The organism is Pseudomonas alloputida (genome assembly GCF_021283545.2).
GTDB lineage: Bacteria > Pseudomonadota > Gammaproteobacteria > Pseudomonadales > Pseudomonadaceae > Aquipseudomonas > Aquipseudomonas alloputida.
Window position 1 is genome coordinate 5,642,736 of the sequence record NZ_CP128540.1, and the last position, 21,040, is coordinate 5,663,775.

The following is a 21,040-nucleotide window of genomic DNA, read 5'->3' on the forward strand; positions in this document are numbered from 1 at the left end:
GCGGCCCCGGTAATCTCACGCCCTGAACAGATCCTGCTCCAGCACCAGTGTTTGCTGAACACTGTCCAGCCTCACCCGAGCCCCCAGGGGCAAGCATACATTCGGGTCACAGTGCCCGCTGCGCCAACCCGCCAGCACCGGCACACCCAGCGGTGCAAACGTATCCTCCAGCAACGGCGTCAGCGCCGCTGTGGTAATCCCGGCAAAGTCGCCCACCAGCACGCCCTTGACCCCCTCCAGCTTGCCTGCCAGGCGTAACTGGGTCAGCAGCCGATCCACCCGGTACAACGGCTCATTGACGTCCTCGATGAACAGGATGCAGCCCTGGGTATCCAGCTCGGCAAGGGTCCCCATGGTCGCCCCCAGCATCGACAGGTTGCCCCCCAGCAACGGTCCGCTGGCCACCCCCGGCAGCACGCAGTCCAATGCGAAGCCCGCCGGGTGCGCGACCTGCTCGCCTGCCCTCACATGCCCACCCAGTTGCGCCAGCAACGACGACTCGGTCGGTGGCAACTTGGCCCCCAACAGGTCGGCATTGAGCATCCCCCCATGGAAGGTCACCAGCCCGGCATGCCGGTAGATCGCCGTATGCAACGCGGTGATGTCGCTGTAGCCGATCAGCGGCTTGGGGTTGCGCCGGATCAGTTCAAAGTCGAGCTGGTCAAGCAGGCGCATGCTGCCGTAGCCCCCACGCATGCACAGGATGGCGTCCATGGCCGGATCGGCAAACGCTGCATGCAAGTCCTGCAGGCGCTGCTGGTCCGGCCCCGCCAGGTAGCCCTGCGCCTGCAGGGCACCCGGGTAGATACGGCAACGGTAGCCGCGGTCAACGAACCACTGGCTAACCTTGTGCGCATCAAGCCGCGCCGCGCCCGCCGGGGCGACAATGGCAAAACATGCGTTGGCCGGCAGCGCGGCTGGCAGGGTGGGTTGGAAGGTTTTGGCGCAGTACATCGCGGCTCCTTGCAGCGCATTGGACACAAACAAAAATGCCGATGCCGCCCTTGGGCGCGCATCGGCATCTGTGGCTCCGCTCTAGGCTAGAGCATAGCTCAGAGCTTGATCTTGGCTTCGTGGGCCTGCTGGTCGGCGTGGTACGAAGAACGCACCAGCGGGCCAGAAGCAACGTTCTTGAAGCCCATCTTGTAACCTTCCTCGGCGAACCAGGCAAAGGTGTCCGGGTGAACGAAACGCTGCACCGGCAAGTGGCTGCGCGACGGCTGCAGGTACTGGCCGAGGGTGAGCATGTCGATGTCATGCTCGCGCATGCGGTGCATCACTTCGATCACTTCCTCGTCGGTTTCGCCCAGGCCGAGCATCAGGCCCGACTTGGTCGGTACGTGCGGCACCAACTGCTTGAACTTCTGCAGCAAGTCCAGCGACCAGTCATAGTCCGAACCCGGGCGCGCGGCCTTGTACAGGCGCGGTACGGTCTCGAGGTTGTGGTTGAACACATCCGGCGGCTCTTGCGCGGTGATCTCCAGGGCAACGTCCATACGGCCACGGTAGTCAGGCACCAAGGTCTCCAACTGCACGCCCGGCGACAGCGCGCGGATTTCCCGGATGCAGTCAGCAAAGTGCTGGGCACCACCGTCACGCAGGTCGTCGCGGTCCACCGAGGTGATCACCACATACTTCAGGCGCAGGTCGGCAATGGCGACAGCCAGGTTTTTCGGCTCGTCCAGATCCAGCGGCTTCGGTCGGCCGTGACCAACGTCGCAGAACGGGCAACGACGGGTGCAGATGTCACCCATGATCATGAAGGTGGCGGTACCACCCGAGAAGCACTCGCCCAGGTTCGGGCAGGAGGCCTCTTCGCACACGCTGTGCAGTTTGTGCTTGCGCAGCAGTTGTTTGATGCGGTCTACCTCGGGCGACACCGGGATACGCACGCGAATCCAGTCGGGCTTCTTGGGTAGCTCATCGGTAGGGATGATCTTCACCGGGATGCGCGCGACTTTGTCGGCACCACGCAGCTTGACCCCAGCTTCCACCTTCTTCGGCGCTGGGCGCGGGGTGGCATCCTGGGTAGGTATCAGGTTCGGCACGGCTTCTTGCACAGTTGTCATATTCAGTCGATTCCGCCCGTGAGGGTCGTCTGCTCAGCGTAGTCGAGGTGCTTGACCAGCTGTCCGCGCAGCCTTGTCCTGACCTCGTCGAGTTCGATCGGACCTGCCAGGTCGCGCAGCTGGGTCATCGCCAGCCCCGCATAGCCGCAGGGGTTGATTCGGCGGAATGGCGCAAGGTCCATGTCCACGTTCAGGGCAAGGCCGTGAAACGAACGGCCGTTGCGAATTCGCAGGCCGAGGGAGGCGATTTTCGCTCCGTCGACATAGACACCCGGGGCATCGGGCTTGGCAGACGCCTGAACAGCATAGCTGGCGAGCAGGTCGATGAGGGCCAGCTCGATACGGCTGACCAGCTCACGCACGCCAAAGCCCAGCCGGCGCACATCCAGCAGCAGGTAGGCCACCAGCTGCCCGGGGCCATGGTAGGTGACCTGGCCGCCGCGGTCGGTCTGCACCACCGGAATGTCGCCCGGCACCAGCAGGTGCTCGGCCTTGCCGGCCTGCCCCTGGGTGAAGACCGCAGGGTGCTCGACCAGCCAGATTTCATCCTGGCTGTCCGGGCTGCGCTGCTCGGTAAAACGACGCATGGCCTCCAGCACCGGTTCATAGGGCTGCAGGCCAAGCTCGCGAAAACCGAGGCAGGCGGACATCAAAGCACCATTTTCACGATGCCGGTAGCGCGCAGGGCGCTGTTGATATCGTGCAGCTGGTTCTCGCTTTCGGCAACGATGTGCAATTGCACGGTGGTGTACTTGCCTTCCTTGCTCTGGCGTTCGGCCAGGGTGGAAAGGTCGACTTTGGCGTGCTTGCTGAGCACCTCGATGACCATGTCCTTGAAACCGACAACGGTGTCACCAATGACCTTGATCGGGTAATCGTCGCAAGGGAATTCGATCTTGTGCGACTTGACGTCTGGTTCGCTCATGGCGGAAACGGCCTCGTAAGCCGTGGCAACAACAACACCCCCGCGGTAGGCGCGGGGGCATGCAGGTCACGTATCAGTTGAACAACCCGTAGAAGAATAGACGGATGCTATCCCACATACGGCGGAAGAAACCACCTTCCTCGACGCCATCAAGGGCGATCAGGTCGGCACTGTGAATCACTTTTTCGTCCAGTTTGACTTCCACTTTGCCGATCACGTCACCTTTGGCGATCGGTGCGGTGAGCTGCGGGTTCATGGTCATCGAAGCCTGCAGGCGCTTCAATTGGCCTTTAGGCATAGTCATGGTCAGGTCGTCAGCCAGGCCAGCCTTGACTTGGCTGGTAGCGCCCTTCCAGACCGGCGCCTGGGTCAGCTCGGTGCCTTTCTGGTAGAAGGTCTGGGTTTCGAAGAAGCGGAAACCGTAGGTCAGCAGCTTCTGGGTTTCGGCAGCACGCGATTGCTCGCTGTTGGTACCGAACACCACGGCGATCAGGCGCTGGCCGTCACGAACGGCCGAAGCCACCATGCAGTAGCCGGCTTCGTCGGTGTGACCGGTTTTCAGGCCATCGACGGTCTTGTCACGCCACAGCAGCAGGTTGCGGTTAGGCTGCTTGATGTTGTTCCAGAAGAACTCTTTCTGCGAGTAGATGGCGTAGTGGGCCGGGTCGACGTTGATGATCGCACGGGCCAGGGTCGCCATGTCGTGCGCCGACGAGTAATGCTCGGGGTGCGGCAGACCGGTAGGGTTCATGAAGTGGCTGTTGGTCATGCCCAGGTCGGCAGCCGTCTTGTTCATCATGTCGGCAAAGGCGTCTTCGCTGCCGGCGATGTGCTCGGCCAGGGCGACCGAGGCGTCGTTACCGGACTGGATGATGATGCCGTGCAGCAGGTCGCTGACCGTTACCTGGCTACCAACCTTGATGAACATGCGCGAACCGCCGGTACGCCAGGCGTTTTCGCTGACGGTAACCGGGTCGCTTTCACCGATCTGGCCGCGGCGGATGTCCAGGGTGGCGATATAGGCGGTCATCAGCTTGGTCAGGCTGGCTGGCGGCAGGCGCTCGTCACCGTTGTTCTCGACCAGCACGTTGCCGCTGGACGCGTCCATGAGTACGTAGGACTTGGCTGCCAGTTGCGGTGGCGCCGGCGTCATCTGCTCCGCCGCGAAGGCGGCAGGCGTGATCAGCAGCAGTACAGGCAGGCAAAGTCGTTTGGCAAGGTTGGTGATGTTCATCCGTCTCTCGAAAATCGCTAATGGTCTGAGATGTTCCCTGGGCAAGATCATGTGCCCAGCGCCAGTCAGTCTAGTTTTATGGCCAATGGCCTGGCCCGCGAACGTGCGGCTTTATGTCGCTGCGGGCAAAAGCGGTCATTGTACATGGCCGCGACCGGCAATTCATGACAAAACCGATAGTTTGGTGTTGCCGTCTTCGCAGGCGCGCCCGCTCCCACAGTCAGTCTGCTGTGACCAGCTTTGCCTGCCCCAAGTTCGCCAGGCGAATGCTGTCTTGTGCTTGCTGGATCTCGCCCTGGCTGCCGATCGGCCCCAGGCGCACGCGGTGCAGGGTCTGCTGGTTACGCACGATCGAGCTGATGAACACGGGTGCATTGACCATGGTGCTGAGCTTGGCGCGCAGCAACTCGGCAGCGTCCGGGTTGGCGAACGCGCCTACCTGCAAGAAACTGCCACCGTTACCGCCGGGCACGTTGTTGCCACCTACCTGCACGGGTACCACGGGCGCTGCGTGCTGCTGTGGTGGCGGGGTCCACTGCTCGACCCGCCCGGTACTGGCCGGTATTGCCTGGGTCTGCGCCACTTGCGGCTCCTTCAGCACCATCGGCGGCGTTTGGCCGCGCTGAGCCCACCACTGCTGCGGATCGATACCCTCGACGCGCACATGCGCGGTGCCGATCTCGGCATAGCCGAGCTTTTTCGCGGCAGCATAGGACAAGTCGATGATTCGGTCGGAATAGAACGGGCCACGGTCGTTCACCCGAAGGATCACGCTGCGGCCGTTCGCCAGGTTGGTCACCCGCACATAGGCTGGCAGCGGCAGGGTCTTGTGCGCTGCGCTCATGCCATACAGGTCGTACAGCTCGCCGTTGGCAGTGTTCTGCCCGTGGAACTTGGTGCCGTACCACGATGCCGTACCCTCGGCGCGGTAGTTGCGCGAGTCCTGCATCGGGTAGTAGGTCTTGCCCAGCACGGTGTACGGGTTGGCCTTGTAGTTACCGGTGTGCACGGTCGGGGTGGCATCGGGGATCTTGTTGACATCCACGTCCCACCACGGTGCGCCGTCCTTGTGCGCCCGGTTGATGTCCAGGCCCGGCTGGCTGCGCACGACATTACCACTGCTTTTCGGGGCCGGCCGGTTGGAAGAGCAGCTGGCCAGCGCCACACCGACGGCGAGGCAGGTGAGCAGCTTGAAAGCGTTGCCAGAGATGATTGCGCGCATTACTTGACGCCCCGTACTTGAACCAGCTGTTCCGCAAGCTGATGTACCGCCATGGCATACATCACGCTGCGGTTGTAGCGAGTGATCGCGTAGAAGTTCTTCAGGCCCATCCAGTACTCGGGGCCGCTCTCGCCCTCGAGACGGAAGGCGGTAACCGGCAGATCATCGCGCAGCGAATCATGAACCGACCAGCCAAGCGTACGCAACTCCCCTACCGTTTTCACCGGCTCGATGCCGGTGGTCAGGCCTTCGTCGGCGCGCTCACCTTCCACCCAGGCGCGACTGACCACACCCTCGCCGGCCACCCAGCCGTGGCGCTTGAAGTAGCTGGCCACGCTGCCGATGGCATCGTCAGGGTTGTTCCAGATATTGATATGGCCGTCCCCGTCGAAGTCCACCGCGTAGTTGCGGAAGCTGCTTGGCATGAACTGCGGCAGCCCCATGGCGCCGGCGTACGAGCCCTTGAGCGTCAAGGGATCAAGCTGCTCCTCACGGGCCAGCAGCAGGAACTCTCGCAGCTCCTTGCGGAAGAACTCGGCCCGTGGCGGGTAGTCGAAGCCCAGCGTCGACAGGGCGTCGATCACCCGGTAGTTGCCGGTATTGCGGCCAAAGAAGGTTTCCACGCCGATGATCGCGACAATGTACTGCGCAGGTACGCCGTACTCCTGCTCGGCACGTGCCAATACAGCCTCGTGCTGACGCCAGAAATCCACACCGCGAGCGATACGCGCATCGGTGATGAACATCGGCCGGTAGTCCTTCCACGGTTTGACCCGCTCGGCCGGGCGCGAGATGGCGTCGAGAATCGACTGCTTGCGCTGCACCTCACGAAACACACCCATCAGTTGCTCAGGCGCAAAACCATAGTCGCGGCTCATTTCGCCAACAAACGCGGCTACCTCGGGCGAGCCGTCGTATTCGCCGGCATGGGCCAGCTGTACAGCGCCGAACAGGCCCACCGCACCGATCCAAGGCGCACAACGGGCAGCCCAGTTACGCACTGCTTGCATGAAATTGTTCACCTTATTCAAACCTGCGCGATCCATTTGCGGTGCGTATGGATCGACATCAAAACGCCAAACGCTGACAGCAGCGTCACCAACGATGTTCCGCCATAGCTGATGAAAGGTAACGGCACGCCCACCACGGGCAGAAGGCCGCTTACCATTCCGATATTGACGAACACGTATACAAAAAAAGTCATGGTCAGGCTGCCCGCAAGCAGCTTGCCGAACAGGGTCTGCGCCTGGGCGGTGATCACCAGGCCACGGCCGATCAGCAGCAGGTAGACAATCAGCAGCAGGCAGATGCCTACCAGGCCGAATTCCTCGCCGAGCACGGCGATGATGAAGTCGGTGTGGCTTTCCGGCAAAAAGTCCAGGTGCGACTGCGTGCCAAGCAGCCAGCCTTTGCCAAACACCCCGCCCGAGCCGATCGCCGCCTTGGACTGGATGATGTTCCAACCGGTGCCCAACGGGTCGCTTTCAGGGTCGAGGAAGGTCAATACCCGCTGCTTCTGGTAGTCGTGCATGACGAAGAACCACATTGCCACCGCGACTGGCACGGCTGCCGCCAGCACGCTGAGGATCCAGCGCCAGCGCAAGCCGCCCATGAACAGCACGAAGGCACCAGAGGCCAGGATCAGCAGCGCGGTCCCCAGGTCGGGCTGACGTACGATCAGCATGAACGGCACGCCGATCAGCACCAGGCTGATCGCCACGTGCTTCAAATGGGGCGGCAAGGTGCGCTTTGACAGGTACCAGGCGATGGTCGCCGGCATGATGATCTTCATGAATTCCGAGGGCTGGAAGCGGATCACCCCAGGAATGTTGATCCAGCGTGTGGCCCCCATGGCGTTGTGGCCCATCACGTCCACTACTACCAGCAACAGCACCCCGGCCAGGTAGGCCAATGGCACCCAACGCGCCATGAAGCGCGGCTCCAGCTGGGCGATGACGAACATCGACACCAGACCGATGCCAAACGAGGTGGCTTGCTTGAGCAGCAGGTCCCAGTTCTTGCCACTGGCCGAATACAGTACGAACAGGCTGCCGGCTGCAAGGGTCAGCAGAATGATCAGCAAGGGGCCGTCGATATGGATGCGTTGCAGAAAGCTCGCACGCCGACGCATCACATCCTCGCTGGAGAGCATGCGATCGAAATTGTTCATCACAGGGCCGATTCCTGGGTAACGGTGGCGGGCGCGAACTCGGGTTTGAGCCGGCCATTTTCGTCGAGCAGCCAGGCGTCCATGATCTGGCGTACCACCGGAGCGGCGACACCCGAGCCGGACTCACCGTTCTCGACCATCACCGAAACCACGATTTTCGGGGCTTCGGCTGGGGCAAACGCGACGAACAGGGCATGGTCGCGGTGGCGCTCCTGGAGTTTGTTGCGATCGTACTTCTCGCCCTGCTTGATCGCCACCACCTGGGCGGTACCGCTCTTGCCGGCAATGCGGTACTGGGCTCCGGCAGCTGCCTTGCGCGCGGTACCGCGGGCGTTGTGCATCACCTGTTCCATGCCATGGGTGACCTTGGCCCAGTCGGACTTGTCACGCAGTACGATGTCTTCCATGGGGTTGTCGTCTACCGGCGGCAAGCCTTCGATGGTCTTGGCCAGGTGCGGGCGGTTCCACACACCTTTGTTGGCGATCAGTGCAGTGGCCTGGGCCAGTTGCAGCGGCGTGGCCTGCATATAGCCCTGGCCGATGCCGAGAATCAGGGTTTCGCCAGGGAACCAGGCCTGGCGACGGGTGGCACGCTTCCATTCGCGCGACGGCATCAACCCGGCAGACTCCTCGAACATGTCGAGGGAAACCCGCTGGCCGATACCGAACTTGTTCATGTAGCTGGACAAGCGATCGATGCCCATCTTGTGCGCAAGGTCATAGAAGTAGGTGTCGTTCGAGCGCATGATGGCGGTGTCCAGGTCGACCCAGCCATCCCCGGAGCGGTTCCAGTTACGGTATTTATGGTCGTAGTTGGGCAGCTGGTAGTAGCCAGGGTCGAACACCCTGCTGCTGGCATTCACGACGCCACTGTCCAGACCGGCAATAGCCACCGCCGGCTTGATGGTCGACCCCGGCGGGTACAAGCCACGCAGCACGCGGTTGAACAGCGGCCGATCGATCGAATCGCGCAACTCGGCATAGGCCTTGAAGCTGATGCCGGTGACGAACAGGTTGGGGTCGAAGCTAGGCTGACTCACCATCGCCAGCACCTCGCCGGTTCGCGGGTCGAGCGCAACCACTGCACCACGCCGGCCTCCCAGGGCGGCTTCAGCGGCCTCCTGCAGCTTGATGTCCAGGCTCAGCACAATGTCCTTGCCCGGCTTCGGATCGGTGCGCTTGAGCACCCGCAACACCCGGCCACGGGCGTTGGTCTCGACTTCCTCGTAACCCACCTGACCGTGCAGGGCGGCCTCGTAGAAGCGCTCGATGCCGGTCTTGCCGATATGGTGGGTACCGCTGTAGTTCACCGGGTCGAGCGTTTTCAGCTCTTTCTCGTTGATCCGCCCGACATAACCCACCGAATGGGCGAAATGCGCACCCTGCGGGTAATGCCGCACCAGCTGTGCCACCACCTCGACACCCGGCAGGCGGAACTGGTTTACCGCCACGCGGGCGATCTGCTCTTCGTTGAGCTCGAACAGGATCGGCACCGGCTCGAATGGCCGGCGGCCCTGGCGCATGCGCTTCTCGAACAGGGCACGGTCGTCAGCGGTGAGGTCCAGCACTTCGACGATGGTATCCAGCACTTCCTGCCAGTTACCCGCACGTTCGCGGGTCATCGACAGGCTGAAGCTGGGGCGGTTGTCGGCAACGATCACCCCGTTGCGGTCGAAGATCAGCCCGCGGGTCGGCGGGATCGGCTGCACATGCACCCGGTTGTTCTCCGACAGCGTGGAGTGGTAGTCGTACTGGATGATCTGCAGGTAGTACAGCCGTGCGATCAACACGCACACAAGCAGCATGATCGCGACTGCGCCGACCACGACGCGTTTGCGCACCAGGCGGGCGTCTTTCTCGTGGTCCTTGAGACGGATCGGCTGCGACATCGGACTGCTTACAGGCTCATTTGTGGTAAGGGTGCCCGGACAACACGGTCCAGGCGCGGTAGATCTGCTCGCCGATGAGTATCCTTACCAACGGGTGCGGCAAAGTCAGCGGCGACAGCGACCAACGTTGCTCGGCGCGCGCGCAAACCTCAGGCGCCAGGCCCTCCGGGCCGCCCACCATCAAATTCACCGTGCGCGCATCCAGGCGCCAGCGGTCCAGCTCGGTCGCCAGCTGCTCGGTACTCCATGGCTTGCCATGGACCTCGAGGGTGACAATGCGTTCCCCAGGCTGCACTTTGCTCAGCATGGCTTCGCCCTCCTGACGGATCAGGCGGGCGACGTCGGCATTCTTGCCACGGGTATTCAGCGGGATTTCCACCAGCTCCAGCGACAGCTCGGCGGGCAGGCGCTTGGCATATTCATGCCAGCCTTCCTCGACCCACTTCGGCATGCGCGAGCCGACCGCAATCAGGCGCAGACGCACAGCGCTTTCCTTATTCGCGGTCTTTGAGCTTGTCGGAGTACTCGTGGGCATGGTCCGGGCTGTGGTGCTTGCCATCGGCGGCACGGCTTTGCTCGGCACCCTGCCACAGACGCTCAAGGTCGTAGAACTGGCGGGCAGCGGCGGTCATCATGTGCACGATGACGTCGTTCAGGTCCAGCAGCACCCAGTCGCTGTCGCCCTTGCCTTCTTCACCCAGTGGCTGGGCGCCCTTGGCCTTGACTGCTTCACGGACCTTTTCGGCCATCGCGTTGATCTGGCGGTTGGAGGTACCGGTGGCAATGATCATGTAGTCGGTCAGGCTGTGCTTCTCGCGCACGTCGATGACCTGGATGTCCTGGGCCTTGACGTCTTCCAGCGCTGCCTTGGTCACTGCGACCAGTTCTTCGCCGTAAATTTTCTGCTTGGTCATATAAAACTCGTTCAACTCGTTGGATGAGGCGCCAGAGGCACCGTCAGTTGGGCGCACGATATAGTTCGTGCGCCTCGATATAGGCCAGTACGGCGTCCGGCACCAGGAACCTCACCGATTTGCCGCTGGCCAGCAGCTGTCGGATCTGTGTAGCCGACACCGCAAGCGGCGTCTGCCAGACGAACGAAATATTTCCCGCCGGGCCGGACATGGCGGTGGGATCGCTCTCCGAGCGCGCAGCCAACAGGTTGCGCAACTCGTCAGGGGGTTCTACGTCGGCATCCGGACGTTGCAGTACCAGGATGTGACAGTGTTGCAGCAATTCTTCCCAGCGATGCCAGGCGGGCAGGCCACAGAAGGCATCCCAACCCAGCACCAGGAACAGCTGGTCGTGGCCGGACAGTTCGGCGCGGATCGATTCCAGCGTATCGATGGTGTACGACGGCTTGTCACGTTCCAGCTCGCGGGCATCGACGCTCAGGCAAGCGACGCCCTGCACCGCTTCACGGACCATCGCCAGGCGATCCTGCGCGGCCACCTGTGGCGTGTCGCGGTGCGGCGGCCGGGCATTGGGCAACAGGCGTAGCTCATCCAGCCCCATGAACTCGGCCACTTCCAGCGCGCTGCGCAAGTGGCCGATATGCACGGGGTCGAAGGTACCACCTAGAATGCCGATACGCCGGACTGCCTGGGCCTTGCTCAACTCAGCAGGACCCCTGGCCGCGCAACTGGCCATCGCCGATCACCACATACTTCTCGCAGGTCAGGCCTTCCAGGCCGACAGGGCCGCGGGCATGCAGCTTGTCGGTGGAAATACCGATTTCCGCACCCAGGCCGTACTCGAAGCCATCGGCAAAGCAGGTCGGGGTGTTGAGCATGACCGACGCCGAATCGACCTCAGCCATGAACTGACGGGCTTCACCCTGGTGTTCGCTGATGATCGAGTCGGTGTGGTGCGAGCCATAGTGGTTGATGTGCTCGATGGCCTGGTTCAGGCCGTCGACCACGCGAATCGACAGGATCGCATCGAGGTATTCCGTGTGCCAGTCGGCTTCGGTGGCCGGTTTGGCGCTGATGATAGCCTGGGTACGCTCGCAACCGCGCAGCTCCACGCCCTTCTCCACGAAGCGGCGGGCCATTTCTGGCAGGAAGCGCTCAGCCACTTGTTGGTCGACCAGCAGCGTTTCCATGGCACCGCAGATGCCGTAGCGGTAGGTCTTGGCGTTGAAAGCCACATTCCAGGCCTTGTCCAGGTCGGCATGCTGGCTGACATAGATGTGGCAGATGCCGTCCAGGTGCTTGATCACCGGCACGCGGGCATCGCGGCTGATGCGCTCGATCAGGCCACGGCCTCCGCGCGGCACGATGACATCGACGAATTCCGGCATGCTGATCAGCGCGCCCACGGCTTCGCGGTCGGTGGTTTCGACCACCTGCACCACCGCCGCCGGCAGGCCGGCTTCGGCCAGGCCACGCTGAATGCAGGTGGCAATGGCGCGGTTGGAGTGGATGGCTTCGGAACCGCCACGCAGGATGGTTGCATTGCCCGACTTGAGGCACAGGCTGGCGGCATCAATGGTCACGTTCGGACGCGATTCATAGATGATCCCGATCACCCCCAGCGGGGTACGCATCTTGCCTACCTGAATGCCCGATGGACGGTAGCTCATGTCGCGGATGGCACCGACTGGGTCCGGCAGGCTGGCCACCTGGCGCAAGCCGGTGATCATGCCGTCGATACGCGCCGGGGTCAGCGCCAGACGATCGAGCAGTGCGGGCTCCAGGCCACTGGCGCGGCCGGCGGCCAGGTCCAGCTCGTTGGCAGCGGTGAGCTCGGCACGGGCAGCATCCAGCGCGTCGGCGGCGGCTTGCAGGGCGCGGTTCTTCTGCGCGGTGCTGGCACGGCCAATCACCCGGGAAGCCTCACGGGCAGCGCGACCCAAACGGGTCATATAGTCAAGAACGGACTCAGTCATGGGTTCGGTGTCTTGGCGAAGGGGAAATCGGCTGATTATAACTGCCGCGCAGGTGTACGCCCAGCGGCGGGTGGCGGATGGTAGAAAATGGATGGGGCAATGTGTAGGAAAGATGTAACCGGGGTTATCGAGATTTCCATCTCCTGTCGCGGCCCTTTAGCGGGCGCGCCCGCTCCCACTGGGATTTGTGTAGGAGCGGGTTTACCCGCGAAAGGGCCGGCACTGCCAACATCACCGTCCAATTCAGCCTCGATTAAGCCATTCATTGCTATCATCCCCGCCTCTCCAGCCACGAACTGCCCCGCATGCCAGCCCTGCCCGACAGCTTTTTCGACCGCGACGCCCAGACCCTGGCCAAGGCCCTGCTGGGCAAGGTCATCCGTCACCGCCACGGCGACCTGTGGCTGGCCGCGCGGATCATCGAGACCGAGGCCTACTACCTTTCCGACAAAGGTAGCCACGCTTCGCTCGGCTACACCGAAAAACGCAAGGCGCTATTCCTGGATGGGGGGCACATCTACATGTACTACGCCCGCGGCGGCGATTCGCTGAACTTCAGCGCCCACGGGCCGGGCAACGCGGTGCTGATCAAGTCTGCCTATCCTTGGCAGGACACCCTCTCGGGGCCCGACAGCCTGGCGCAGATGCAATTGAACAACCCCGATGCAAGCGGCAATATCCGCCCGCAAGAGCGCCTGTGCGCCGGCCAGACCCTGCTATGCCGGGCCCTGGGCCTGAAAGTGCCGCATTGGGACGCCCAGCGTTTCGACGCCGAACGCCTGTACGTCGAGGACTGCGGCAACGCCGTGCCCCGGGTGATCCAGGCCGCTCGCCTGGGCATCCCGCACGGGCGCGACGAGCACCTGCCGTACCGCTTCGTCGATGCCGAATACGCCCGTTTCTGCACACGGAACCCGTTACGTCGCGGCCAAGTCGAAGGCCGTGATTTCTTCATTCTCGAACAAGGAAGCTGAACATGGGCCAATGGCTCGACAGCCTGACCGGCTGGCTCAGCGCCAACCCGCAGTGGCTTGGCCTGGCGATTTTCCTGGTGGCCTGCATCGAATGCCTGGCCATCGCCGGCATTATCGTGCCGGGCACCGTACTGCTGTTCGCCGTTGCGGTACTGGCCGGTAACGGCACGTTCAGCCTGGGCGAAACGCTGCTCCTCGGCTTTCTCGGCGGCCTGCTGGGCGACGCCATGTCTTACGCAGTGGGCAAGTACTTCCACCAGAACATTCGCCGGCTGCCGCTGCTACGCCACCATCCGGAATGGATCGGCAGCGCCGAAAGCTACTTCCAGCGTTATGGCATCGCCAGCCTGCTGGTAGGCCGCTTCATCGGCCCGCTGCGGCCGATGCTGCCAATGGTCGCCGGCATGTTCGACATGCCCCTGCCGCGCTTCATCGCCGTCAGCCTGCTGGCGGGCGCCGGCTGGTCGGTCGCCTACCTGCTGCCCGGCTGGGCCACCGGCGCCGCCATGCGCCTGCCCCTGCCGGAAGGCTTCTGGCTGGACGCCGGGATCATAGCCGGCGCCCTCGCGGTGCTGATCGGCCTGAGCCTCAATACCAGCCTGCGTGACCAGCGCCACGGCACCCGGCTGGTTGCCGCGCTCAGCTTCATCGCCCTGGCCGGTGTATTCCTCGGCTGGCCCTACTTCCATGAGTTCGACCAAGGCGTGATGACACTGGTCCAGGAGCATCGCAGCCAGGCCATCGACGGCACCGTGGTGCTGGTGACACGGCTAGGCGATTTCCGCACCCAGTTGTTCCTCGGCGCCCTGCTGACCGGCCTGCTGCTGCTTGCCCGTCAGTGGCGACACGCATTTTTCGCGGCGGGCGCGTTGATGGGCACGGCGATCGCCAACGGCACACTGAAATGGCTATTTGCCCGGGCCAGGCCGGAAGTACTGACCGACCCACTGACCAGCTACAGCATGCCCAGCGGGCACAGCTCGGCATCGTTCGCGTTCTTCCTGGTCATGGCCGTACTGGCGGGGCGTGGGCAGCCACCACGCATGCGCCTGACCTGGGTGATGCTGGGGTGCATTCCGGCGCTGGCGATTGCCCTGTCGCGGGTGTACCTGGGGGCGCACTGGCCAACCGATATCCTGGCCGGGGCCCTGCTGGCCTGTTGCGTGTGCGCACTCAGCCTGACATTGGTGCAACGCCAGCAGACCCTGCCAGCCCTGCCGCTGCGGGTGTGGTGGCTGGTGTTGCCGGCATGCGTGGCGCTGCTGGCGTTCTTCGCCATGCATGCGTTGCCGCAGGCGTTGGTCAGGTATCAATATTGATGTTGCCTGTGCCGGCCTATTCGCGGGTAAACCCGCTCCTACGCACGGGATCGCGCTTATCGTAGGAGCGGGTTTACCCGCGAATAGGCCGGCACAGGCAATACAGAACCATCAGGCGAACAACTCCCCCTGAATCCGCTCCAGCAGCTTCTGGATCTCGCCCAGCCGCTGCTGTGGCGAATCGAGGGTCAGCAGGTCCAGCTTGTCCTCTTCCATGAACGGCAACAGGTACGCCAGCTGATTGGCCAGCGCCTGACGCCCGTCCACCGGCCGCGGCATGCCCAGCGCTTCGACCATGGGGTGCTCACCCAGGGCCACCAGCAGCGCCAATAGGTCGTCATCGGCCTCCAGCAACGGGCTGTCGGCCTGCTCCGGCAGCCATTGCACCTGGCCCACCAGCAACTGGTCCTTCTGCACCTCGGAGCTTTCCAGATTGAAGCGCCGCACGCCCTCGACGCGGATACCCAGCAAGCCGTTATCCTGCTGCACGAAGTCGCGGATCACCGCTTCACAGCCGATCGAGGCGACCACCGGCGGCGCCTTGCCGACTTGATCGCCCTCAAGGATGCACACCACACCAAACCCTTCGCCCTGCTTCATGCAGCGCCCGATCATGTCCAGGTAGCGCGCCTCGAAAATCTGCAAATCGAGAAAGCAGCCAGGAAACAGCACGGTATTGAGCGGAAACAGCGGTAGCGTCATCACAATTCCTCAAGCCACCAGGCTGACCGCCAGCGGCAGGAACACCGCTGTAGCCACTCCCATCAGGCTCATCGCCAGCGCGGCAAAGGCGCCGCATTCGTCACTTTCCTGCAGGGCCACCGAAGTGCCCACTGCGTGTGCGGTCACGCCCAGCGACATGCCGCGCGCCTCAGGGCTGTGCACGCCGAAGCGGCTCAGCAACGCCGGGCCGAAGATCGCCCCGATCACCCCGGTAATCAACACGAACACCGCTGCCAGGGCCGCCACGCCACCAATCTGCTCAGCCACCAGCATGGCGATCGGCGAGGTGACGGACTTCGGCGCCATGGTCATCAGGATCATGTGCTCGGCACCGAACCACCAACCCAGCACCAGGCAGCAGAGCGTGGCGAACAGGCCTCCGACTACCAGCGTAGTAAATGTAGGCCAGAACAGCTGGCGGATCCGCCGCAGGTTAAGATAGAGCGGCACAGCCAGGGCCACCGTAGCGGGCCCCAGCAGGATGTTCATGATTTCGGTGCTTTTGCGGTACTCGCTGTAATCGATGCCGCACAGCAGCAACACACCGATCACCAGCAGCATCGATACCAATACAGGTTGCAGGAAGATCCAGCGGGTTTTCTCGTAGGCTGCCAGCACTACCTGATAGGCCCCCAGCGTGATGCCGATACCGAACAATGGGTGATGAATGACCGCATCGAGCGCGCCCTGCCAATCGAGCATCATGGCTGCTCCTCACGCTTGCCCTGGCGCTGGATGAGCTTTTGCATCAGCACACCGACGAACACCAGGGTCACCAGACAGGAGATCAGCAAGGCCCCGGCAATCGCCCAGAAGTCGGCGGCAATGTCCTTGGCATATACCATCACCCCGACTGCCGGCGGCACCAGCAGCAGCGGGAGATAGCGCAGCAAGCTGCTTGCGGCCTCGTTCAGCGGCTTGCCGACCTCACCGCGGGCCATGAGGAAGAGCAGCAGCAACAACAGGCCGATGATCGGCCCGGGTAAAAACGGCACGAACAGGTGATTGATCGCCGTCCCCAGCAGCTGGAACAGTACCAGCCAGGTCAAACCACGCAACAGCATAAGCATCTCCCTCGGGCATGGCCGCCATTATAAGCACGCTCGGCTGTAGACCGATATTCGCCGAAAAGCGGGCAACTTGACTGAAACGGTTCGCCGTGCTGATCTTGTACTTTCGTACCAACTGACAACCCGGAGAGTCCGCGATGCCCCATGTACCGGTTACAGAGCTTTCGCAGTACGTTGGCAAGGAGCTGGGCCACTCGGAGTGGTTGAAGATCGACCAGCAGCGCATCAACCTGTTCGCCGAGGCGACCGGCGATTTCCAGTTCATCCATGTCGACCCTGAGAAGGCGGCAAAAACCCCGTTTGGCGGCACGATCGCCCATGGTTTCCTGACCTTGTCGCTGATCCCCAAGCTGATCGAGGACATCCTCGTCCTGCCGCAAGGACTGAAGATGGTGGTGAACTACGGGCTGGACAGCGTGCGCTTCATTCAGCCGGTCAAGGTCGACAGCCGGGTTCGGCTGAAGGTAAAGCTGGGCGAGGTGGTGGAGAAAAAGCCGGGGCAGTGGCTACTCAAGGCGATTGCCACGCTGGAGATTGAGGGTGAAGAGAAGCCTGCTTATATAGCCGAGTCGCTGTCGCTCTGTTTTGTCTGATACATGCCCGGGGAGCTGCTGTGCAGCCCCCGATCCACAAATCCCCCGCACTCGCGTAAACTGCCAGCCTTCGCGCAGCCTAGGGCTGCCCCTGTCGATTTATCAAAGGTGCCCGCCATGCCCTGGCTGCAAGTACGCCTGGCCATCAGCCCGGAACAAGCCGAAACCTATGAAGATGCGCTGCTTGAAGTAGGCGCCGTCTCGGTCACATTCATGGATGCCGAAGATCAACCGATCTTCGAACCCGACCTCAACACCACCCCGCTGTGGTCGCACACTCACCTGCTGGCGCTGTTCGAGGCCAATGCCGACCCTGAACAGGTGTTCGCCCACCTGCGCCTGCTGACCGGCGCCGAGCTGCCCGAGCACCAGGCCGAGGTGATCGAGGACCAGGACTGGGAACGCAGCTGGATGGACAACTTCCAGCCGATGCGCTTCGGCCGCCGCCTGTGGATCGTGCCCAGCTGGCACGATGCCCCGGAAAAGGACGCCGTGAACCTGCTGCTCGACCCGGGCCTGGCCTTTGGCACCGGCACTCACCCCACCACGGCCCTGTGCCTGGAATGGCTCGACGGCCAGCAGCTTGAAGGCACCCAGGTGCTGGACTTTGGCTGCGGTTCGGGCATCCTGGCCATCGCTGCGCTGCTGCTGGGCGCCCGCGAAGCGGTAGGCACCGACATCGACGTGCAAGCCATCGAGGCTTCGCGCGACAACGCCCAACGCAACGGCATTGCCGACGAGAAACTGGCGCTGTACCTGCCCGAGCACATGCCGGCGATGCAGGCCGACGTGCTGGTTGCCAACATCCTCGCCGGCCCGCTGGTGTCGCTGGCGCCACAGTTGTCCGGCCTGGTTCGCCCAGGTGGCCTGCTGGCGCTTTCGGGCATCCTCGCCGAGCAAGGTGAAGACGTGGCCGCCGCTTATGCCGCCGACTTTGAACTGGACCCGATCGTCGTGCGCGACGGCTGGGTGCGCATCAGTGGTCGGCGTCGCTAAGCGGGCCTAGAATACTTTTCTGCACAGCTCCCGGATCGCCGCATGACCGACAGTTTCGTCACCCAGTGCCCGCATTGCCAGACCAGCTTTCGCGTCACCCACCACCAGTTGGGCGTGGCCCGTGGCGTGGTGCGCTGCGGTCACTGCCTGCAGGTATTCAATGCCGCCAAGCAGCTGCTGGAGCAAAACCGCGCCGCCACCACCAGCGCCCCCGTGGTGCCGGCACCGGTACCTGCAGTGCCTGCCGAGCCGCTGGCCGAGCCGGCGCAAGAGCCTGCCACCAGCGTACGCGGCACCCCACCTGACCAGGACTGGGCGCTGACTGCCCAGGCGCTGGACGAGCTCGACCTCGACAAGGAACTGGAGCGCCTGGAGCGTCGCGGCCAACCGGCCCCGACCCACCCGGCCAGCCAGGATGACAAGCTGCAGGCACGGCGCGATGAACTTCACCCGCACGAGCACGCAGAAGACCTTTTCGGCACGGCTACCGATGAGCCCTACGTGCCGCAGGAACCGGCAGAGCCTACCCCGGTGCTGCTGGAACCGGAACCTTTGGAGCTCGACCTGGAGCCTGCACCCGGCGAACGCACCGAGCCTACCCTGGGCAGCAACCTTGACCTGGACATCGATGGCGAGCCCCCCGTGCACGGTGCGGCCGAACGCGATGACCAGCCCGCATTCAGCGAACCGCTGCGCATCAGCGATGACGAAACCCCGGAAACGGGCCTGAGCGCCCGCGACGACGAGCCACTGGCGCTGCGCCTGTCGGCGCATGACGACGAGCCCGTAGAGCCGCTGCCCGGAGAGCGCCTGGAACCAGGCCTTGCCGGCAAATCCGAGCGCCCCTCGCGCAAGGAGCCGCTGGTCGATGTGGTCGACGACCCATTGCAGCTAGGCTGGGAAAAACCCGCACCCAACTGGGGCAAGCGCCTGCTGTGGGGCTTTCTGACCCTGCTGGCTGCCGGCCTGCTCGCGTTCCAGTACGTGTGGTTCCACTTCGACGAAATGGCCCGGCAGGACCAGTATCGGCCGATTTTCCAGCAGATCTGCCCGATGGTCGGTTGCCAGGTGCCTACCCGCGTCGATATTGCACGCATCAAGAGCAGCAATCTGGTGGTACGCAGCCACCCGGACTTCAAGGGCGCGCTGATTGTCGACGCGATCATCTACAACCGCGCGCCGTTCGCCCAGCCATTCCCGTTGCTGGAGCTGCGCTTCGCCGACCTCAATGGCCAACTGATCGCCAGCCGTCGCTTCAAGCCCAGCGAGTACCTGTCGGGCGAACTGGCAGGGCGCGGTGAAATGCCCAGCCAGACGCCAATCCACATTGCCCTGGACATCCTCGACCCTGGCCCGAAGGCCGTGAATTACAGCCTGAGCTTCCGTTCGCCAGAGTAGGCGACAAGCGGCCAGCAGCGAGCGACAAGACAAGAAGCCCCAACCGCGACCGCTTTTCGTCCTGTCGCCTGCTGCTTGAAGCGCAAAGGCATAAGCCGACAACTGTTCAGATTTTATCCAAATCCATCTTTATCCAGTCATCGAGAGCGGGTATCATGCCAACCCTTTTTCGAACTCCAAGATTCGGCCCCACAACAGGGATCACCTATGTCGGCGGTACGCATCGGCCAATACACACTACGTAACAACCTGATCCTCGCGCCCATGGCCGGGGTCACGGACCAGCCTTTCCGTACACTTTGCCAGCGCCTGGGCGCCGGTATGGTGGTGTCGGAAATGGTTAGCAGCGACATGAGCCTGTGGAACAGCCGCAAGTCGAGCCTGCGCCGCATCCATGAAGGTGATCCCGAGCCACGCTCGGTGCAGATCGCCGGCGGCGATGCGCAGATGATGGCTGCGGCGGCAAAGGCCAATGTCGAGGCGGGTGCCCAGATCATCGATATCAACATGGGCTGTCCGGCAAAAAAAGTCTGCAACAAAGCCGCAGGCTCTGCTTTATTGAGAGATGAAGCCTTGGTCAGCGAGATCCTCCACGCCGTGGTCAGCGCCGTGGACGTACCGGTGACCCTGAAAATCCGCACCGGCTGGGACCGGGCGAACAAGAACGGCCTGAACGTGGCGAAGATCGCCGAACAGGCTGGCATCCAGGCGCTGGCGGTGCATGGCCGCACACGTGCCGACCTGTACACCGGCGAAGCCGAGTACGACACCATCGGTGCCATCAAGCAGGCGGTGTCAATCCCGGTTTTTGCCAACGGCGATATCACCTCGCCAGAAAAGGCCCGGGCGGTGCTGGAAACCACCGGGGTCGATGGCCTGTTGATTGGCCGGGCTGCCCAGGGGCGGCCATGGATCTTTCGCGAGATCGAGCATTACCTGCGCACTGGCGAACATCTGCCAGCGCCGCAACTGGACGAAGTGGAACGCATCCTGCTGGAGCATCTGGCCGCGCTGCATGCCTTCTATGGCGATGTGATGGGCGTACGTATCGCCCGCAAGCACGTTGGCTGGTACCTGGCAACACGACCCGGCGGCAAGGAGTTTCGCGCCCGGTTCAACGCTTTGGAAGACACACAAGCGCAGTGCGCCAACGTTCGCGCGTTTTTCAGCGAACGTCGACAGAGCCTTGAGACAGAGGACGGACAAGGGGTGGCCGCATGACGATGATGACCGAGAATTTTGTGAGTGGAACAACGCCCGTGAGCGACAACGCCAACCTGAAACAGCACCTCAACACGCCGAGCGAAGAGGGCCAGACCCTTCGCGACAGCGTCGAGAAGGCGCTGCACAACTACTTCGCCCACCTGGAAGGCGCGACCGTGACGGACGTGTACAACCTGGTGCTCTCCGAAGTCGAGGCGCCCCTGCTCGAAAGCGTGATGAACTACGTGAAGGGCAACCAGACCAAGGCCAGCGAGATGCTCGGGCTGAACCGAGGCACCCTGCGCAAGAAGCTCAAGCAGTACGACTTGTTGTAAGCCAGAATCCCATCCAGAAAAGGCGACTCC

At 63.0% G+C, this 21,040-nt stretch carries 23 protein-coding genes; 7 read left to right on the top strand and 16 right to left on the bottom strand.

Annotated elements, in window-relative coordinates; all coding sequences use genetic code 11:
• Positions 1-15 precede the first annotated feature (15 nt).
• The 13 genes from LU682_RS26180 to LU682_RS26240 all read right to left on the bottom strand — a co-directional run bounded on the left by LU682_RS26180 (position 16) and on the right by LU682_RS26240 (position 12,399).
• Positions 16-954 carry a S66 peptidase family protein gene (locus LU682_RS26180; protein ID WP_010955415.1) on the bottom strand — a complete coding sequence of 313 codons (939 nt, stop codon included), beginning with the start codon at positions 952-954 and terminating at the stop codon, positions 16-18.
• A 98-nt stretch (positions 955-1,052) separates the two neighbouring features.
• Entirely contained in the window at positions 1,053-2,069 is a 1,017-nt protein-coding gene (gene lipA / locus LU682_RS26185) for a lipoyl synthase (protein WP_003249742.1), read from the bottom strand.
• Between the two features lie 2 nt (positions 2,070-2,071).
• A complete protein-coding gene (gene lipB, locus LU682_RS26190; protein ID WP_003249738.1) occupies positions 2,072-2,719 on the bottom strand; it encodes a lipoyl(octanoyl) transferase LipB in 648 nt (215 codons plus the stop codon).
• Entirely contained in the window at positions 2,719-2,994 is a 276-nt protein-coding gene (locus LU682_RS26195) for a DUF493 domain-containing protein (protein WP_010955417.1), read from the bottom strand. Before LU682_RS26195 ends, lipB begins: the two co-directional genes overlap by 1 nt.
• Before the next feature lie 73 nt (positions 2,995-3,067).
• Entirely contained in the window at positions 3,068-4,228 is a 1,161-nt protein-coding gene (locus tag LU682_RS26200) for a D-alanyl-D-alanine carboxypeptidase family protein (protein WP_010955418.1), read from the bottom strand.
• Between the two features lie 220 nt (positions 4,229-4,448).
• On the bottom strand, positions 4,449-5,450 hold the full coding sequence (locus LU682_RS26205) for a septal ring lytic transglycosylase RlpA family protein (RefSeq protein ID WP_010955419.1): 1,002 nt from the start codon (positions 5,448-5,450) through the stop codon (positions 4,449-4,451).
• On the bottom strand, positions 5,450-6,460 hold the full coding sequence (mltB, locus tag LU682_RS26210) for a lytic murein transglycosylase B (RefSeq protein WP_014592536.1): 1,011 nt from the start codon (positions 6,458-6,460) through the stop codon (positions 5,450-5,452). Before mltB ends, LU682_RS26205 begins: the two co-directional genes overlap by 1 nt.
• 17 nt (positions 6,461-6,477) lie before the next feature.
• Positions 6,478-7,581: a rod shape-determining protein RodA gene (rodA, locus tag LU682_RS26215; RefSeq protein WP_003249727.1), complete on the bottom strand. Its 1,104-nt coding sequence runs from the start codon at positions 7,579-7,581 to the stop codon at positions 6,478-6,480.
• Between the two features lie 38 nt (positions 7,582-7,619).
• Positions 7,620-9,509, bottom strand: a complete 1,890-nt coding sequence (mrdA, locus tag LU682_RS26220; protein ID WP_010955422.1) for a penicillin-binding protein 2 — start codon at positions 9,507-9,509, stop codon at positions 7,620-7,622.
• Positions 9,510-9,525: 16 nt separating this feature from the next.
• A complete protein-coding gene (rlmH, locus tag LU682_RS26225; protein ID WP_003249722.1) occupies positions 9,526-9,993 on the bottom strand; it encodes a 23S rRNA (pseudouridine(1915)-N(3))-methyltransferase RlmH in 468 nt (155 codons plus the stop codon).
• 10 nt (positions 9,994-10,003) lie between these two features.
• Entirely contained in the window at positions 10,004-10,423 is a 420-nt protein-coding gene (gene rsfS / locus LU682_RS26230) for a ribosome silencing factor (protein WP_009685825.1), read from the bottom strand.
• Positions 10,424-10,466: 43 nt separating this feature from the next.
• Positions 10,467-11,159 (bottom strand): nicotinate-nucleotide adenylyltransferase, encoded by a 693-nt coding sequence (nadD, locus tag LU682_RS26235; protein ID WP_010955423.1) that lies wholly within the window; start codon positions 11,157-11,159, stop codon positions 10,467-10,469.
• Entirely contained in the window at positions 11,128-12,399 is a 1,272-nt protein-coding gene (locus tag LU682_RS26240; RefSeq protein ID WP_004576854.1) for a glutamate-5-semialdehyde dehydrogenase, read from the bottom strand. Before LU682_RS26240 ends, nadD begins: the two co-directional genes overlap by 32 nt.
• A gap of 305 nt (positions 12,400-12,704) precedes the next feature.
• Between LU682_RS26240 and LU682_RS26245 the strand changes: the two genes are divergently transcribed.
• Both LU682_RS26245 and LU682_RS26250 read left to right on the top strand, forming a co-directional pair.
• Positions 12,705-13,373, top strand: coding sequence for a DNA-3-methyladenine glycosylase (locus tag LU682_RS26245; RefSeq protein ID WP_010955424.1), 669 nt, complete (start codon positions 12,705-12,707; stop codon positions 13,371-13,373).
• A 2-nt stretch (positions 13,374-13,375) separates the two neighbouring features.
• The gene (locus LU682_RS26250) at positions 13,376-14,692 is read left to right on the top strand and encodes a bifunctional DedA family/phosphatase PAP2 family protein (RefSeq protein ID WP_010955425.1); all 1,317 of its coding nucleotides are present in this window, start codon (positions 13,376-13,378) and stop codon (positions 14,690-14,692) included.
• A gap of 111 nt (positions 14,693-14,803) precedes the next feature.
• On the opposite strand, the gene LU682_RS26255 is transcribed toward LU682_RS26250, so the two are convergent.
• Genes LU682_RS26255 through LU682_RS26265 form a run of 3 tightly spaced genes read right to left on the bottom strand, consistent with a single transcriptional unit; the run spans position 14,804 to position 16,479 of the window.
• Positions 14,804-15,394 carry an LON peptidase substrate-binding domain-containing protein gene (locus LU682_RS26255; protein WP_049586736.1) on the bottom strand — a complete coding sequence of 197 codons (591 nt, stop codon included), beginning with the start codon at positions 15,392-15,394 and terminating at the stop codon, positions 14,804-14,806.
• 9 nt (positions 15,395-15,403) lie between these two features.
• Positions 15,404-16,120 (bottom strand): LrgB family protein, encoded by a 717-nt coding sequence (locus LU682_RS26260; RefSeq protein ID WP_004576852.1) that lies wholly within the window; start codon positions 16,118-16,120, stop codon positions 15,404-15,406.
• Positions 16,117-16,479: a CidA/LrgA family protein gene (locus tag LU682_RS26265; RefSeq protein ID WP_049586734.1), complete on the bottom strand. Its 363-nt coding sequence runs from the start codon at positions 16,477-16,479 to the stop codon at positions 16,117-16,119. The genes LU682_RS26260 and LU682_RS26265 overlap by 4 nt, the downstream gene beginning before the upstream one ends.
• A gap of 143 nt (positions 16,480-16,622) precedes the next feature.
• On the opposite strand from LU682_RS26265, the gene LU682_RS26270 reads away from it, so the two are divergent.
• From LU682_RS26270 to fis, 5 genes are all read left to right on the top strand, one after another.
• The gene (locus tag LU682_RS26270) at positions 16,623-17,078 is read left to right on the top strand and encodes a MaoC family dehydratase (protein WP_010955428.1); all 456 of its coding nucleotides are present in this window, start codon (positions 16,623-16,625) and stop codon (positions 17,076-17,078) included.
• Between the two features lie 117 nt (positions 17,079-17,195).
• The gene (prmA, locus tag LU682_RS26275; protein WP_010955429.1) at positions 17,196-18,074 is read left to right on the top strand and encodes a 50S ribosomal protein L11 methyltransferase; all 879 of its coding nucleotides are present in this window, start codon (positions 17,196-17,198) and stop codon (positions 18,072-18,074) included.
• Positions 18,075-18,116: 42 nt separating this feature from the next.
• Positions 18,117-19,472: a DUF3426 domain-containing protein gene (locus LU682_RS26280; protein WP_060495267.1), complete on the top strand. Its 1,356-nt coding sequence runs from the start codon at positions 18,117-18,119 to the stop codon at positions 19,470-19,472.
• Between the two features lie 207 nt (positions 19,473-19,679).
• Entirely contained in the window at positions 19,680-20,693 is a 1,014-nt protein-coding gene (dusB, locus tag LU682_RS26285; protein ID WP_010955431.1) for a tRNA dihydrouridine synthase DusB, read from the top strand.
• A complete protein-coding gene (gene fis / locus LU682_RS26290; RefSeq protein ID WP_003249693.1) occupies positions 20,690-21,010 on the top strand; it encodes a DNA-binding transcriptional regulator Fis in 321 nt (106 codons plus the stop codon). The genes dusB and fis overlap by 4 nt, the downstream gene beginning before the upstream one ends.
• Positions 21,011-21,040 lie beyond the last annotated feature (30 nt).